We start from the raw sequence: 14,222 nt of genomic DNA on the forward strand, positions 1-14,222 counted from the left end.
AAACAAGTGTTTATTGCACTGTCCCTATGATTGTACTTAAATTAAGAGCAGGGAGTGAAAGTATTGACAGATAATATTGATAAATTAATTGAAAGCATTTCGGAAGAATATGGAAACGTCAATGAAGAGAATAACAAACCACAAAAACAACCAGTTGTTTCTCAGAAAGAAAAATTTGTACCTATACATATACATAATGAAAAAAGTAAAACGCGTCCTTCAAAAAACAATACAGTAAATAGAACGGAAGCGCGCAATTCAAAAGAGAACTTTAAACGTTCAGCTGAAAGACAGCAAACGAAAGTTGCGAATAAGAAGCCAACTGGTTTAAAAAAAACCATGAAAATAGTATTTGATGTTTTGTTTTATGCTTTTATTTTGCTATTGATATCAGGTTCTGCATTATTTGCTTTAAATGGTAATCAACAGAAAGACTTTTTAGGCTTTCAGGTTTATACAGTTAAGACAAATTCAATGTTGAGTGATGGAAGTGAACATAAAGATGGCTTTGCAGCTGGTGATATTCTTATAGTGAAAAAAACACCATATGCTGATTTAAAGGTTGGAGATGTCATTACTTTTTCTCCTGGTGAAGAAAGCAAAGCATACTTAACACATAGAATTGTTGAAAAAATTTCTGATTTAAATGGCGAACAAGGTGAATTTCTGATGACTAAAGGGGATGCGAATGAAATAAATGATTCGCCCTTCAATGCAAAACTAGTATCAGGGAAAAAAATATTCACAATACCTAAAGTTGGACCATTGATTTTATTCGTTAGAAATAACTTTGTGGTCAGCTTAGTCTTTATTATTTCATTTTTTGGTTTTATCTTTGCAATCAAACATTATTTTTCAAAAGAAGAGATTTAATGTTGCGAAGAATTAATTAACGGGTATGAAGCTCTTAATAGAGCTTGATATACATATATATTATTATAGGAGGTTTTTTTGATGAAAAAAAACAAGAAAAAGAAATTAACAGTTGTTGCGTTGTTCGCAATGCTAGCAATTGTTAGTGCAACATTTGCTTGGTGGACAGCTAGTAAGAACGTGGAGAATGAGTTCTCTACAAAACGTATAACAGATGATAGCTTACACATCAACGAGATCTTTAAAAAGCCAGAAAACTGGCAACCAGGTGAGAAAATCGTGAAAGAAGTAAGCATTCAAAACTTGGGTGATAGCCCATTTATCGTTCGTGTGAACTTTAGAGAAGTTCTAGATCAATTAAAAGCGGATGGTACAGATGCAACTAAACCAGCAATGAAAGATGCAACTATTGCTGAATTAGCTTCTATTGACCCAAAATGGGTTGCTAAAGAAGTTCCTACAGCACTTTATAGCACTTGGAACACTGTTGCTGTTGGCGATTTAGACCCTTCTGGTGTTGCGGCATTAGATAATGGTCTTACTGTAAAATACAAAGAAGTTGCAGATGCAACTGATGCAACAAAAACAATTAGAACTTATGTAGCTTATCGTGATCTTGGTAACGGTAAAGCACAAAAAGTAAACGTACCAACAGATGGTATTAAAACAGTTGCTGGAAAAGTTTATATTGACCCAGCAATTACATTTGCTTTCTATGCAGAAAAAGAACATAAAGAATTAGATTGGGCTAATCCAACAGCTGGAACTCCATCTTATACAGTTTCTCCTAAATTTGTTGATGTATTTGATGTTAAAGCAGATGCTTTAACTGGTACATTTGTTAATGACCATGGCAAATTAATGAAGATTGAATTTAATAATGATGCTGTAACAAGAAATTCAACAACACCTGAAGCAAACAAATGGTTCTATAACGAAAAAGATGGTTATTTCTACTATATTGGACAAATCCAAGCAGGCGGAGAATCTCCACAATTAATTAAATCAGTTACTTTATTAGATAGTGCAAAAGAAGTATATAGTTTAATGGATGCTATTTTAGATATTCATGCAACTGGTTTACAAGCTGAAGAAGCAGCTATTAAAGCTACTGATGCAGGCGGTTGGGCATTCGGAGAAACTCCAGCAGGAGACAAAGCATTAATTTTCGATGCAATGAAAGCTGCAGGCGCATTTAGTAAATAATATGTTAGAGATTTAATCAAAGTAAAGGAGGAAGTGTGATGAAACCGAAGAAGAATATATTGGTTTTAATTTTACTTATAACAACGATGTTGTTTGCCAAACCAGTTTCTGCTGCGGAGACTCATCTCCCTCCTGGTTTGATTATAGCTGATGAAAAAGGAATAAATGCTGATGGACAAGGTAAGTATTTCATTGAAGCTACTGACATGGAACCAGGAGATAAATTTACAAAAGAGATCTCTGTTCGTAATTTGGAAGAAAAAAAACCTTTTTATTTATATTTACAGGTAGAACCGCTATCGAATGATGGGAAATTAAATTTATTTGATAAAGTTTCTTTAGTTATTACGTATAAAGGGAATGTTTTATATGAAGGGAATTTAGGCGGTAAAGGAAATATAGATATTTCTGCTGAAAAATTAGAAATTGGTCGCTTTGAATATGGAGACAGCGAAGTTATTGAAGCAACTTTCACATTGCCTGGAAATATTACCAGTGAATATTTAACTGAAAAAAATATTGCAAATATTCAATGGAATTTTACCGCAAGACAAGATGAATATACGCCAAAAGAAAAACCTGAAGGTCCTAAAGGATTCTTACCTCATACTGGTGAAGAGTGGAGAAATGCTATTTACCGAATTTGTGCAGGTCTTTTCCTAATTGCTATTTTCCTCTTTTTACTCAAGAAGAAAAGCAAAAAAGAAGACGAAAATTAAACGTGAGGAAGTGTAAGCTATGGATTTTTTAAGAAAAGTAATAACCCGTCTGAGCTACCGTTTTCTCTTATTCTTTTTTACTTTAACCTTCTCGATTGTATTAGTGGTAGGTAGTACATATTCTTGGCTTGTTACTGAAGACAATATAGAAAATCATTTTACAGCAGGTTATCTAAGTGTCAGAATACAAGAACTATTTAAAGATAAAAAAGATTGGCAGCCTGGCTTAAGTGTCAAAAAAGATATTCGTGTAGAAAATACATCTAATGTGCCAGCAATTGTCAGAGTATCCTTTGATGAGCATATGTTGTCATTTGAAATTGATACAACTGACGGTGTGGGAAAAGGTAATGGGAATTTGTTAAGGCAAGCGGGTAATCCCCCTGTTACGATTAAAGAAGATGATGTAGCTACATGGAAAAAAGGCGAGACTTTTTCTTATGGTCAATTAAAATTAAAGAGTAAAGAAGTAGAAAAAGGACCTTATTTATTGAAGGATCCAGCTCGTGCTAATACAAAACTACTAAAATATATGAATCTAAAATTTGGTGTATTAAAGGATTGGCCTATTCCACCAGCTGATATAAATAAAGCATTCTGGGTATATGAAGATGGTTATTTTTACTACTCCCAATTTGTAGAACCAGGAAAAGCAACAGAAATTTTGTTAGCAGACTTAGAGTTATCAGCAGATTCACCTAATGCTTTAAAAGCGACTCTTTATGACTTAGGAATTAATTTGGAAGCTGTATCAGCTACCGAAGGTGCCTTAGATACATGGGGTTTATCACAAACTACTAGTAAAGTTTATGAGCTTATAAATCCCAAAATTATGAACAGAACAAACTAAAAGGAGAGGATAATCGGATGAAAAAAAGACTAATCATACTTGGCTTCTTTGGTTCACTTTTTATTCTTTGCTTTAGTTTGCTTTTGTTAAATACACAAGCAACATTTAAAGATGAGGATAAACAAGCGAAAAATTATCAAGTAGGAAATTTGGAATTAGAATTGGTAAATGATGGATCAGATGTAATTCCCAATCCTTTAGTACCAAATGCAGAGATAACCAAAAGAGTAGCAGTTAAAAATGTAGCAAACAATGCTTCTTATGTTCGTGTCATGTTGTTTCCTACAATTATTGATAAAAATAAGATAACACTAGAAGCACAACATCCAAAACAGTTTAAGTATACGGATTTAGATACAACGAACTGGATGTATGGTGATGATGGTTATTATTATTATTTGAAAAAATTGGAACCAGGAGCAACCACACAAAATCTTCTTTCAAAAATAGTGATTGATGCGAATATTGATGCTAAATATAAAGATAGTCAGTTTGATTTCGAAGTAAAAGTAGAAGGAATCAATACAACAGCAGGCGGTTTTAGCAAAGCATGGTGGAATGATGAAATCCCACCAAATAGTGCTCGAGATAAAATTAACAAAAAATTAACTGAGTAAGGAGTGAATAAATCATGGAGGAAAAACGCGTACACAGAACGTTAGATGAGGAAAATAAAAGCTGGCTTCCTAAGGTATTAAGCAAGAAAAACAAACAAGAAGACATCTTTGAAGCTTATGAAGATGAAATCGAACGCTTAACCAATAAAAACAGAGACATGCAAAGCAAACTCATGGAATGTGTAGATGCATTAAAGAAAATTTCTGAAGAAAAGAAACAATTAGAAAAAGAAATTTATGCAACGAAAGCTTTGCCAAAACATTATGAAGGCTTAGAAGACAAATTAGCTCAATATGAAAAAACGATTGAACGTTTGTCTGAAAAGAATAGTCGCTTAGAACAACAAATTGCGGAGACTGATAAAATGACAGAAAACTATGTTTCAACTGAAAAAATGGAACAATTAAGCCAAAACTTAGCCCAAGAACAAAGTCAGTATGAAGCTTTGAAACAAGAATTGGCTATGAAAGAATACCAATTGTTACAACTTCAAGAAGAGCAGCGTCGCGCACCAGCTCCAGTTCAGCCGACTATGTCAACTCGTGGAACAAGCGAGCAAACACGTATCTTAGAAGAACAATTGAAATCAGCACGCAATGAAATCAATGTTCTGAAAATGTCACATGAACAAGTAGATACGCGTTTAAGTGAAGAAAAAGCGGAAATAGCAGAAGTGCTAGTTGAAGCAAAATTAAAAGCGAAGAAAATGTTAGACGATGCGATTAAAGAAGCAGTTCAAATTAAGAGTGATGCCTATGAAGAATTAGAACAAGTTAAAGGAAAAGCGAAAAACTTGAATCAACAACTAGAAATGACACAACATGAAGCCAATCAAGTCTTTTCAAACTTGCAAAATCAAATTACGCGTATCTCTGATTAACAGTAAATGGAAGGAAGTGAAGCATCAGTGTATCCAACAAGAAAAGAACGAATGGAAGAACTGAGAAGGAATCGACAAAATCAAACATTCAAAAAAGGAACAGCTTTTTTGAGTACGACTTTACTGTTGAGCACGCTAGCTCTTCCTTCATTTTCAGTTAAAGCAAGTGCAAATGAAACCGCAACTCGTAGTCATACAACTGTGAAAGCTTTAAGTGAAGAGCAGGTGTCATTAAAGAACTTAGAAGTTCCTATAGAAAAAGTTGAAAGTGAAGAACCTAAGGAAGAAATCCCTTCAGAAGAGCTACCAAAAGAAGAGGAAACTGGCGAGCAAACAAATCCGGAAAAGGAAGAAGTCATTCCTGTAACGCCACCAAAAGAAGTGGCTCCGACACCGCCAGTAAAAGCACCTGTGGTGCCATCGCCTGCTCAACAACCGCAAAGTCCTAAACCTGTTGCACCTAAACAACCTGTTAAACAAGCACCAGCAGCGCCAATACCTTCAAAAAACGAAGCTTCTTCAGAGCTAGAACCAGAGGAAGAGAGCATTCATTATGCGAAGACACAAACAACAGAAGAGTTTATTGCATCTGTGGCGCCATCAGCAGTGGAAGTAGGTACAGCTAATGATCTTTATCCATCCGTGATGATTGCACAAGCCATCTTAGAAAGTGGTTCAGGTGGTAGTAGCTTATCTAAAGCACCTAATCATAATCTATTCGGAGTGAAAGGAAATTATCAAGGTAGCACAGTTAAAATGAAGACACAAGAAGACAACGGTAGAGGAGATCTGTTCTCTATTAGTAGTCAATTTAGAAAATACCCAAGCTATAAGGAGTCTTTCTTAGACTATGCAAAAGTCATAAAAGATGGTCCTGGTTTCAATGCGGATTATTATAAAGGGGTATGGAGAAGCAATACAACCAGTTATAAAGATGCCACAAAATGGTTAACTGGAAGATATGCAACAGATACCCGATATGCAGCAAAATTGAATGGCTTAATTGAATGTTATAACCTTACCCAATTTGATGATGTACCAAAACAAAAGCCGGTTTATCATATTGTTCAAGCAGATGATACCTTATGGGAGATTGCGGAACAGTATGGTGTTAGCGTAGATGAAATCAAAGCTTGGAATCAATTAGAAACAAACCTCATCTATACAGGAACAGAGTTGATTGTTGGTTTCCCTGAACCAATAAATAAACAAGAGGCAAAAACAACAGAACAAGTTGTGCTAGACAAAGCAACAAGAACCATTCAACACATTGTTCAAGGAAAAGAATCACTTCAAAGTATTGCGAAAAGTTATCAAATGAATCCAAGAACATTGAAAAAAATGAATGGTTTGACCCAGAATGTCCTATTTATAGGTCAGCACCTAACAATTCAAAAAACAACCAATCAACAAAAAGACATGTTATAAGAGGAGGAAAGTTTAATGATGAATGAAATGACAAGCAAAGAAGAATTGACGGTAGATCCGGGTTTAGCGTACCACAGTAAATTATTTTGGTTAGCAAAAGCAATGTGGCGTATCGTAGAGCAAGATTGGCAAGATCATTTAAGAGGGCATCACCTGACGATTAATGAGTATAGTATTTTACGTGTGGTAGCGAAAAAAGACTCATGTCGTGTAACGGATGTTTCAAGCTATGGTTTGATGCATGTATCCACTGCGTTAAATAGTTCTCAAAGTTTGAAGAAAAGAGGGCTTGTACATTTAGAAAAAGATGTTGAAGATACTCGCGTAACCATCGTTACTATTACTGAAGAGGGAAGAGAATTACTTAATGAAGTAGATACATCAATCAGTTTTGAAGAAAGTATGCTAGAAGGTGGATTAGAAAAAATTGAGAGTTTAGTTGGCTTAAAACCAAGCTTTTCTGATACACAAAGTTTAATTTATAGTACTTTTGGTAGAGATATGTTTGAATACTTTTCAAATGCAACAGATATTATGTAGCTAAATGACCGCGCTATTTAAAAGACTTTTAAAACCTTGCTAGAGGTTAAAAGGTCTTTTTTCATTACAAACTAAAAAGCTTGCCATTAAGAAAAATCTTAATGGCAAGCTTTTGTTTATTTGAAGTAGTCTGTTAAACCTTCATATACACCATTTGCAACTTTTGTTCGATATTGATTAGAGTTTACAACAGCTGAATCATTTTCGCTGCTCATATAACCTAATTCTAAAAGAATTGATGGTTGTGTGTTCTCTCTTAGCACATAAAAGTTTCCTTTACGAACGCCTAAATTATCTAATGGGAGCGTATTTTCTAATGCATCATTAATCGAATCTGCAGCAGCTTTTTCTTTTGAACCATAATAATAAGTGGTTGTGCCAGATACAGCGTTAACCTGTTCAGTAGAATCATAATGAATACTAATAAATAAGTCAGCACTCATTTCTTGACTGATTTGTGCACGTTCTTTTAAGGTAACATATTCATCTGCTGTTCTGGTTAAGACAACATTTGCACCAGCAGCTCTTAATTTTTCAGCAACAGCTTCAGCAGTACTTAGGGTAATTTCTTTCTCATAGTAATTAGTTTGTGAAGTCGAACCAGGATCTTCACCACCATGACCAGGATCAATCACAATAGTTGCTTCTGCAAGAGAAGAAACCTTTGCAATAGGTGCAGCTTCTTCAGTTTGAGATAAGTCTACAACCCAGTTGGCAATGTAACCAGTAGTACCATCTGTAGCTTCTACAAAATACCAATCACCTTTTGTTTCTCGATAATTAAAAGTATCTCCTGCGGATGCAGTTGTAATAATACTACTTTCAATTGAGGCATCACTTCTGACTTTTGTGTTATCAGAACGAACCGTAACCGTTTGAACCATTGGTGTTTCAGTTGTTTCTTCTTTATCAGTGATTGCCGTTTCCTGAGTTGGAGAACCTTCAAGTGTGATGAATTCAGAGCTAATCCAAGCAACATTATTATTATACTGAATTTGTGTCCAGCCATTTTCTTGCGATAAAATAATCATTTTCTCATTTTTTGTTGCTTTTCCTATAATATCACTTGCAGTTGTTGGACGATCACGAACATTTACAGCATTTACATTAATAGTACCTGTTGTATTACTCGCAACACTGACATCAACATTTGAAATCAGCCAGCTAGCAATCCAACCAACACGGTCATTGCTTAATCGTACTTTATACCATTCATTTTCTTCATCAATGACATTTAAAATGTCTCCTTGTCTCACTTGAGATAAAATATCATAGGAGAGTCCAGGACCCGTTCGGATATTGACAACATTGGCTTCTACTCTAATTGTTTGAACATTTGCTAGTACAATTGTTGAAATGATTGTACTGGCAAGGAGCATAAAGACAATTAGAAAAACAGACAAGCTAGTCTGAAATTTTGTTTGATTTTTTTTCTTCATTTATATATTCCCCAAATCTTTCTTTATCATTGGTGAGTTTGTCCTTATTATTATACTTCAATATAGATTTTAGCACAAATAAATATCGCCTGAAAGAGGTATTTTAGTGAATTTAATGAGAGAACTCGTTATAATGAAGTAAAAAGGGTAAAAAGAGGAGGAAATGATGTACTTAGTTTTCGATATTGGTGGGACTTTTATAAAATATAGTTTAATGAATCAACATGGGAAAATCATCAAAAAGGATAAGGTAGCTTCTCCTAAAAGTTGCTATGATACATTTCTTCAGCTTTTTTTCTCAATTATTCAGATACATAGAAAAGACATTATAGGGATTGCAATGAGTTGTCCAGGGATAATTCAACCTAATAATGGTGAGATTAAATTTGGCGGTTCATTACGTTATTTAGATGGGAAAAATTTAATAGCAGAAATTTGGCAAGCATTTCAATTGCCAGCAACGATTGAAAATGATGGGAAATGTGCTGCTTTGGCTGAGTTATGGTTAGGAAGTATCAAAGGAAAGCAGCAAGCAGCTGTTTTGGTGCTCGGTAGTGGCTTAGGCGGCGGTATCATTGTTAATGGACAGTTATTACATGGACAGCATTTGCTAGCAGGGGAATTGAGCTTTGTAGCTTCTGAGATGGATTGTACAACTGGGAAAGGAATTTATGCTGGTAGTGTTTGTTCTTCGGTTCGAATGATTCAAAAAGTATTAGTAGCAAAAGGAGAAGTAGCCGCAGGGGGTGAACGTGCTTTTGACCATATTCAAGCTAATGATGCAGAGGTTATGCCTATTTTTGATGCCTACTGTCTAGCAATAGCCAATCAAGTGATGAATTTACAATATATTTTCGATCCTGAGCTGATAGCAATTGGTGGCGGCATTAGTAGTCAACCCATGGTCATAACAGGAATAAAAAAAGGCATTGAGAAAATCAAAAAAATGAACCCTTTTCATCTGGCCTCACCTCAAGTTGTGAACTGTACCTTCTATAATGATGCCAATCTTTATGGTGCCATGTATCATTATTTAGTTAAAAACGATTTATTGTGAAAGAAGTCCGTTCTTTCCTTGACAAGTAGGGCATATTCTTGTAATCTTGTGTAAATAGATAGAATATTTCTCGATGAAGGAAAAAGTAAATAAATGTGAGATGAGTACAAGAGAGAACTGCCTTAGCTGAAAGCAGTTTACCCATTCGTTTATTGAAGGACACTCTGGAGAGTTAGTAGTGCAAAGCTACTACGTTACGAGCGTTAATCGTTAAGGGAAGCAGCTCGCTTGCTTCTAAAAAAAGGTGGTACCACGTGTGGAATTAACAACTCGTCCTTAGATGAATGAATCTAAGTGCGGGTTTTTTTGTTTATCAAAAGAAAAGGAGAAGATTAAAATGGCAATTCAAAAACCAAGAGGAACCGCTGATTTATTACCAAATCAAACAAAAAAATGGCAATATGTAGAAGAGATTGCACGAATGACATTTGCTGATTATCAATTTCAAGAAGTACGCACACCCATTTTTGAAAGTTATGATTTATTTTCAAGAAGTGTTGGGGAAACATCGGATATTGTGTCAAAAGAAATGTATGATTTTTATGATAAAGGCGATCGTCATGTTGCTTTAAGACCAGAAGGAACAGCCCCAGTCGTTCGCGCTTATGTTGAAAATAAGTTATTTGGACCAGAGCATACCAAGCCTTATAAAGTTTATTATATGGGACCAATGTTTCGCTATGAACGTCCTAAAAATGGTAGAATGCGTCAATTTCACCAGCTTGGTGTAGAAGCTTTTGGTAGCGATAATCCAGCGACTGATGTAGAAGTCATTGCCTTAGCTATGAGTTTATTTGATCAATTAGGTTTGAAGCATCTAAAATTAATCATTAATTCTTTGGGGGATATTGAAAGTCGGATTGCGCATAAAGAAGCTTTACTTGCTTATTTAACTCCTCATTTTGAGGTATTAAGTGAAGATTCTAAGCGTCGTTTTGAAAAAAATCCTTTGCGTATTTTAGATAGTAAAGATCCAAAAGATATTGAAATTGTGGCGCAAGCACCTTCTATCTTGGATTATTTAAATGAACCCTCTAAAACGTATTTTGAAACGATTAAAACCATGTTAGAAGCTTTGGAAATTCCATATGAAGTGGATGCGACAATGGTTCGTGGGTTAGATTACTATAATCATACGATTTTTGAAATTATGAGTGATGCACCTGCATTTGGTGGGACTGCAACTACGATTTGTGCTGGTGGACGATACAATGGTTTAGTAGAAGAAATTGGTGGACCTGCTACGCCTGGTTTTGGTTTTGGACTTGGTGTTGAGCGTTTATTAATGGTATTAGATACTGAAAATGTGAAGATTCCTGACTTACATGAAGTTGAAGTTTATATCATGGGATTAGGGGAAGCAACCAATATTGAATCCTTGAAGCTGGTTCAAGCTGCTAGAGATGCTGGCTTATCTGCAGAACGCGATTATCTTAATCGCAAAATGAAAGGTCAATTTAAAGTAGTTGATAAATTAGCAGCAAAAACAGTGCTTATCATTGGTGAAGATGAGCTTGAAAAGGGTGTCGCAAGATTTAAGGTCTTAGCATCTGGTAAAGAAGTTGAAGTACCTTTAGCTGAAATTTATCAAGATTTTAGAAAATTTTATAATATCCAAACAACAGATATGACCGCATTTAATGAATTTTTTAATAAGGAAGACTAATAGACGAAGGGAGATTACAGTATGAGCAAACGAACAATTTATTGTGGTCAGGTTTCTGAAGCACAAATAGGACAAACAGTTACTTTAAAAGGGTGGGTTCAAAAACGTCGTGACTTAGGTGGATTAATATTTATTGATTTAAGAGATAGAGAGGGCATTGTGCAAGTGGTATTCAATCCTGATTTCTCAAAAGAGGCCTTAACAGGTGCGGAACAGGTGCGTAGCGAATATGTACTTGAGGTAACTGGAACGGTGGTTGCTAGAGCTGAGGCAGCCATTAATCCTAATATTTCAACAGGTAAAATTGAAGTTGAAGTCAAGGAAATGACGGTTTTAAATACAGCTAAAACAACACCGTTTTACATTGAAGATGGTGTCAGTGTTTCAGATGAGCTTCGTTTGCAATATCGTTATCTTGATTTACGTAGACCAGAAATGGCAAATAGCTTAAAATTACGTCATCAAACAACAAAAACGATTCGTAATTATTTAGATGAACAAGGCTTTTTAGATACTGAAACGCCTTATTTAACCAAATCAACACCAGAAGGCGCACGGGATTATCTTGTACCCTCTCGTGTACATCCAGGTCATTTTTATGCTTTGCCTCAGTCACCACAATTATTTAAACAGTTATTAATGGGGGCAGGATTTGATCGTTATTATCAAATCGTTCGTTGCTTCCGTGATGAGGATTTACGTGGAGATAGACAGCCTGAATTTACACAAGTTGATATTGAAACGAGCTTTTTATCTGCTGAGGAAATTCAAACAATGACAGAAGAAATGCTTGCTAAGGTCATGTTAGAAACAAAAGGTGTCACATTACAATTACCACTTCCTCGTATGTCTTATGATGAAGCCATGGATCGTTATGGTAGTGATAAGCCTGATGTTCGTTTTGATTTAGAATTACAACAAATTAGTGACCTTGTCGCAAATTCTGATTTTAAAGTCTTTAGTGGTGCAGTTGCAAATGGTGGTGAAGTAAAAGCCATTAATGCTAAAGGAGCTGCCGCAAACTATTCAAGAAAAGACATTGATGCCTTGGGTGAATTCGTTGGGCGTTATGGTGCCAAAGGGCTTGCTTGGTTAAAAGTTGAAGAAGAAGGCTTAAAAGGACCAATTGCCAAATTCTTTGAAGCAGATGCAGCAGCTTTGATTGAGCGTTTGGCTGCAGAGCCAGGTGACTTACTATTATTTGTTGCTGATCAAAAATCAGTTGTAGCAGATGCGCTAGGTGCATTACGTGGAAGATTAGCAAGAGATTTAGATTTGATTGATGAATCTGTCTTTGAATTTTTATGGATTGTAGATTGGCCATTACTTGAGTATGATGAAGAAAATGGTCGCTATACTTCAGCGCATCATCCATTCACGATGCCAAAAGCCGAACATATTTCATTGCTAGAAACTGATCCAGGTGCGGTGTATGCTGAAGCTTATGATATTGTCTTAAATGGTTATGAACTTGGAGGCGGTTCACTCCGTATCTATCAACGGGAAGTCCAAGAAAAAATGTTTGCTGCTTTAGGATTTACAGAAGAAGAAGCAAAAGCACAATTTGGTTTCTTATTAGATGCACTAGAATATGGTTTTCCACCACATGGGGGGATTGCCTTAGGCCTAGACCGTTTGGTAATGTTACTTGCGGGTAAAGATAATATTAGAGAAGTGATTGCCTTTCCTAAGAATGGGCGTGCAGCTGATCCATTAACTGAGGCACCAAGTGAGGTAGCAACTGCTCAACTTCAAGAATTAGCGCTTGAAATAACAATAGAAGAAGCTGGAGAATAAGATTTGAACGTCATTTAGTTGAACTAAATGACGTTTTTTTATGGTGTCTAACTCTTTTAAATAGGAAGTATTTCCCTTTGAGTGTATGCTTTCCTAAAGACTAGTAGATGAAAACAAAGATATTTCTTGCTAAAATTGCTTTTTTTTGTAACAATGGAGTATATATGGCATTTTTTAAATTTTAGTAAAGAATTAATGCAATCACTTGAGAGAAGGAGGCGGAAAAAATGAGTCAAAAACGTTGGTTAGCGATTGTCTTAGCAATAGCGATTTTTGTCTTTTCATTTGTTTCAATCGAAACAGTGAAAAATGTTGTCTCCGCTATTCAAGGTGATAAAGCTGCAGCAACTGCTCTACTTGATCAGTTTGATAATCAAGATGAAGCCTTAACCGAACAAATAATCCATAAAGGTAATTCTAAAAAACGAATTGTGATCTTAAATATTGATGGCACCATTGTCAATAACCCACAATCTGCTACAAATGGTTATGACCATGAAATTATTTTAGAAGAATTAACAGCCATAAAAAAAGACCAAACAATTGGTGGTGTTTTATTGGTACTGAATTCACCAGGTGGTGGTGCCTATGAAAGCAATCAAGTTCGTGAACGCTTGCTTGAAATTCAAAAGACACAAGCTATTCCAATTTATGTAGCAATGAAAAATATCGCAACTGGTGGTAGTTATTTTATTGCAACTAGTGGAGATAAGTTATTTGCTTCAAATGAAACGATAACAGGATTTATTCAAGCAACAATGAAGAACGCTGATAGTCCTAATAAAGAAGTTGTACAAAAAACAACGAATGACTCTTATCTTCGTTTTCTTGATATTGTGAGTCAAAGTAGAGAGATACCTAAAGATAAAATAACCGCTCTAGCTGATGGTCGTATTTTTAATGGAAATGAAGCCAAAAAGAATGGTTTAATTGATGAAATAGGCAATGAACAGGATGCTTTAGCGGTATTGATGAATGATCATCAATTGGAGGATGCAGAAGTTTTTATGTATCAACCATCCAATCCAACTGTATCTAACATGATGACTGATAAAATGCTTCAAATATTACAGCTCAAAAATGAACAAGAGCAACAGCCTAATGTTTCAGATATACCACAAATGATGTATTTATATGGAGGGGAGTAAT

At 35.3% G+C, this 14,222-nt stretch carries 13 protein-coding genes; 12 read left to right on the plus strand and 1 reads right to left on the minus strand.

From position 1 onward, the window contains the following. The first annotated feature begins 63 nt into the window (after positions 1-63). The 8 genes from BMW29_RS04765 (at position 64) to BMW29_RS04800 (ending at position 7,114) form a co-directional block, all read left to right on the plus strand. Positions 64-873, plus strand: coding sequence for a signal peptidase I (locus BMW29_RS04765; protein ID WP_092650886.1), 810 nt, complete (start codon positions 64-66; stop codon positions 871-873). An 81-nt stretch (positions 874-954) separates the two neighbouring features. Continuing rightward, a complete protein-coding gene (locus tag BMW29_RS04770) occupies positions 955-2,079 on the plus strand; it encodes a BsaA family SipW-dependent biofilm matrix protein (RefSeq protein WP_092650888.1) in 1,125 nt (374 codons plus the stop codon). Between the two features lie 38 nt (positions 2,080-2,117). Further along, the gene (locus BMW29_RS04775; protein ID WP_092650890.1) at positions 2,118-2,798 is read left to right on the plus strand and encodes a hypothetical protein; all 681 of its coding nucleotides are present in this window, start codon (positions 2,118-2,120) and stop codon (positions 2,796-2,798) included. A gap of 19 nt (positions 2,799-2,817) precedes the next feature. After that, on the plus strand, positions 2,818-3,648 hold the full coding sequence (locus BMW29_RS04780; protein WP_092650892.1) for a BsaA family SipW-dependent biofilm matrix protein: 831 nt from the start codon (positions 2,818-2,820) through the stop codon (positions 3,646-3,648). A 17-nt stretch (positions 3,649-3,665) separates the two neighbouring features. Next, on the plus strand, positions 3,666-4,265 hold the full coding sequence (locus tag BMW29_RS04785) for a hypothetical protein (protein WP_092650894.1): 600 nt from the start codon (positions 3,666-3,668) through the stop codon (positions 4,263-4,265). Positions 4,266-4,279: 14 nt separating this feature from the next. After that, complete coding sequence (locus BMW29_RS04790) at positions 4,280-5,146, plus strand: coiled-coil domain-containing protein (RefSeq protein WP_092650896.1); 867 nt, start codon at positions 4,280-4,282, stop codon at positions 5,144-5,146. A 27-nt stretch (positions 5,147-5,173) separates the two neighbouring features. Further along, entirely contained in the window at positions 5,174-6,574 is a 1,401-nt protein-coding gene (locus tag BMW29_RS04795) for a glucosaminidase domain-containing protein (RefSeq protein WP_177165675.1), read from the plus strand. A gap of 15 nt (positions 6,575-6,589) precedes the next feature. Beyond that, positions 6,590-7,114 (plus strand): transcriptional regulator, SarA/Rot family, encoded by a 525-nt coding sequence (locus BMW29_RS04800; protein ID WP_092650900.1) that lies wholly within the window; start codon positions 6,590-6,592, stop codon positions 7,112-7,114. A 116-nt stretch (positions 7,115-7,230) separates the two neighbouring features. Here the strand turns inward: BMW29_RS04800 and BMW29_RS04805 are convergent, their stop codons facing one another. Continuing rightward, a complete protein-coding gene (locus BMW29_RS04805; protein ID WP_092650902.1) occupies positions 7,231-8,553 on the minus strand; it encodes an N-acetylmuramoyl-L-alanine amidase family protein in 1,323 nt (440 codons plus the stop codon). A 166-nt stretch (positions 8,554-8,719) separates the two neighbouring features. On the opposite strand from BMW29_RS04805, the gene BMW29_RS04810 reads away from it, so the two are divergent. The 4 genes from BMW29_RS04810 to BMW29_RS04825 all read left to right on the plus strand — a co-directional run bounded on the left by BMW29_RS04810 (position 8,720) and on the right by BMW29_RS04825 (position 14,221). Next, positions 8,720-9,610, plus strand: a complete 891-nt coding sequence (locus BMW29_RS04810; protein ID WP_177165676.1) for an ROK family protein — start codon at positions 8,720-8,722, stop codon at positions 9,608-9,610. Between the two features lie 337 nt (positions 9,611-9,947). Next, positions 9,948-11,276, plus strand: coding sequence for a histidine--tRNA ligase (gene hisS, locus BMW29_RS04815; protein ID WP_092650906.1), 1,329 nt, complete (start codon positions 9,948-9,950; stop codon positions 11,274-11,276). Positions 11,277-11,297: 21 nt separating this feature from the next. After that, positions 11,298-13,073 (plus strand): aspartate--tRNA ligase, encoded by a 1,776-nt coding sequence (aspS, locus tag BMW29_RS04820; RefSeq protein WP_092650908.1) that lies wholly within the window; start codon positions 11,298-11,300, stop codon positions 13,071-13,073. 227 nt (positions 13,074-13,300) lie between these two features. Then, complete coding sequence (locus tag BMW29_RS04825) at positions 13,301-14,221, plus strand: S49 family peptidase (RefSeq protein ID WP_092650910.1); 921 nt, start codon at positions 13,301-13,303, stop codon at positions 14,219-14,221. The last annotated feature ends 1 nt before the right edge of the window (position 14,222 follow it).

The sequence above is a fragment of the Isobaculum melis genome (assembly GCF_900111355.1).
Taxonomy (GTDB): Bacteria; Bacillota; Bacilli; order Lactobacillales; family Carnobacteriaceae; genus Isobaculum; species Isobaculum melis.

What these genes read in the sequence shown, in the direction of transcription:
- BMW29_RS04790 (WP_092650896.1), top strand. Translation starts at nt 4,280, where the DNA reads ATGGAGGAAAAACGCGTACACAGAACGTTAGATGAGGAAAATAAAAGC.
- BMW29_RS04810 (WP_177165676.1), top strand. Translation starts at nt 8,720, where the DNA reads ATGTACTTAGTTTTCGATATTGGTGGGACTTTTATAAAATATAGTTTA.
- BMW29_RS04800 (WP_092650900.1), top strand. Translation starts at nt 6,590, where the DNA reads ATGATGAATGAAATGACAAGCAAAGAAGAATTGACGGTAGATCCGGGT.
- BMW29_RS04770 (WP_092650888.1), top strand. Translation starts at nt 955, where the DNA reads ATGAAAAAAAACAAGAAAAAGAAATTAACAGTTGTTGCGTTGTTCGCA.
- BMW29_RS04775 (WP_092650890.1), top strand. Translation starts at nt 2,118, where the DNA reads ATGAAACCGAAGAAGAATATATTGGTTTTAATTTTACTTATAACAACG.
- BMW29_RS04785 (WP_092650894.1), top strand. Translation starts at nt 3,666, where the DNA reads ATGAAAAAAAGACTAATCATACTTGGCTTCTTTGGTTCACTTTTTATT.
- BMW29_RS04825 (WP_092650910.1), top strand. Translation starts at nt 13,301, where the DNA reads ATGAGTCAAAAACGTTGGTTAGCGATTGTCTTAGCAATAGCGATTTTT.
- BMW29_RS04805 (WP_092650902.1), bottom strand. Translation starts at nt 8,553, where the DNA reads ATGAAGAAAAAAAATCAAACAAAATTTCAGACTAGCTTGTCTGTTTTT.
- hisS (WP_092650906.1), top strand. Translation starts at nt 9,948, where the DNA reads ATGGCAATTCAAAAACCAAGAGGAACCGCTGATTTATTACCAAATCAA.
- aspS (WP_092650908.1), top strand. Translation starts at nt 11,298, where the DNA reads ATGAGCAAACGAACAATTTATTGTGGTCAGGTTTCTGAAGCACAAATA.
- BMW29_RS04780 (WP_092650892.1), top strand. Translation starts at nt 2,818, where the DNA reads ATGGATTTTTTAAGAAAAGTAATAACCCGTCTGAGCTACCGTTTTCTC.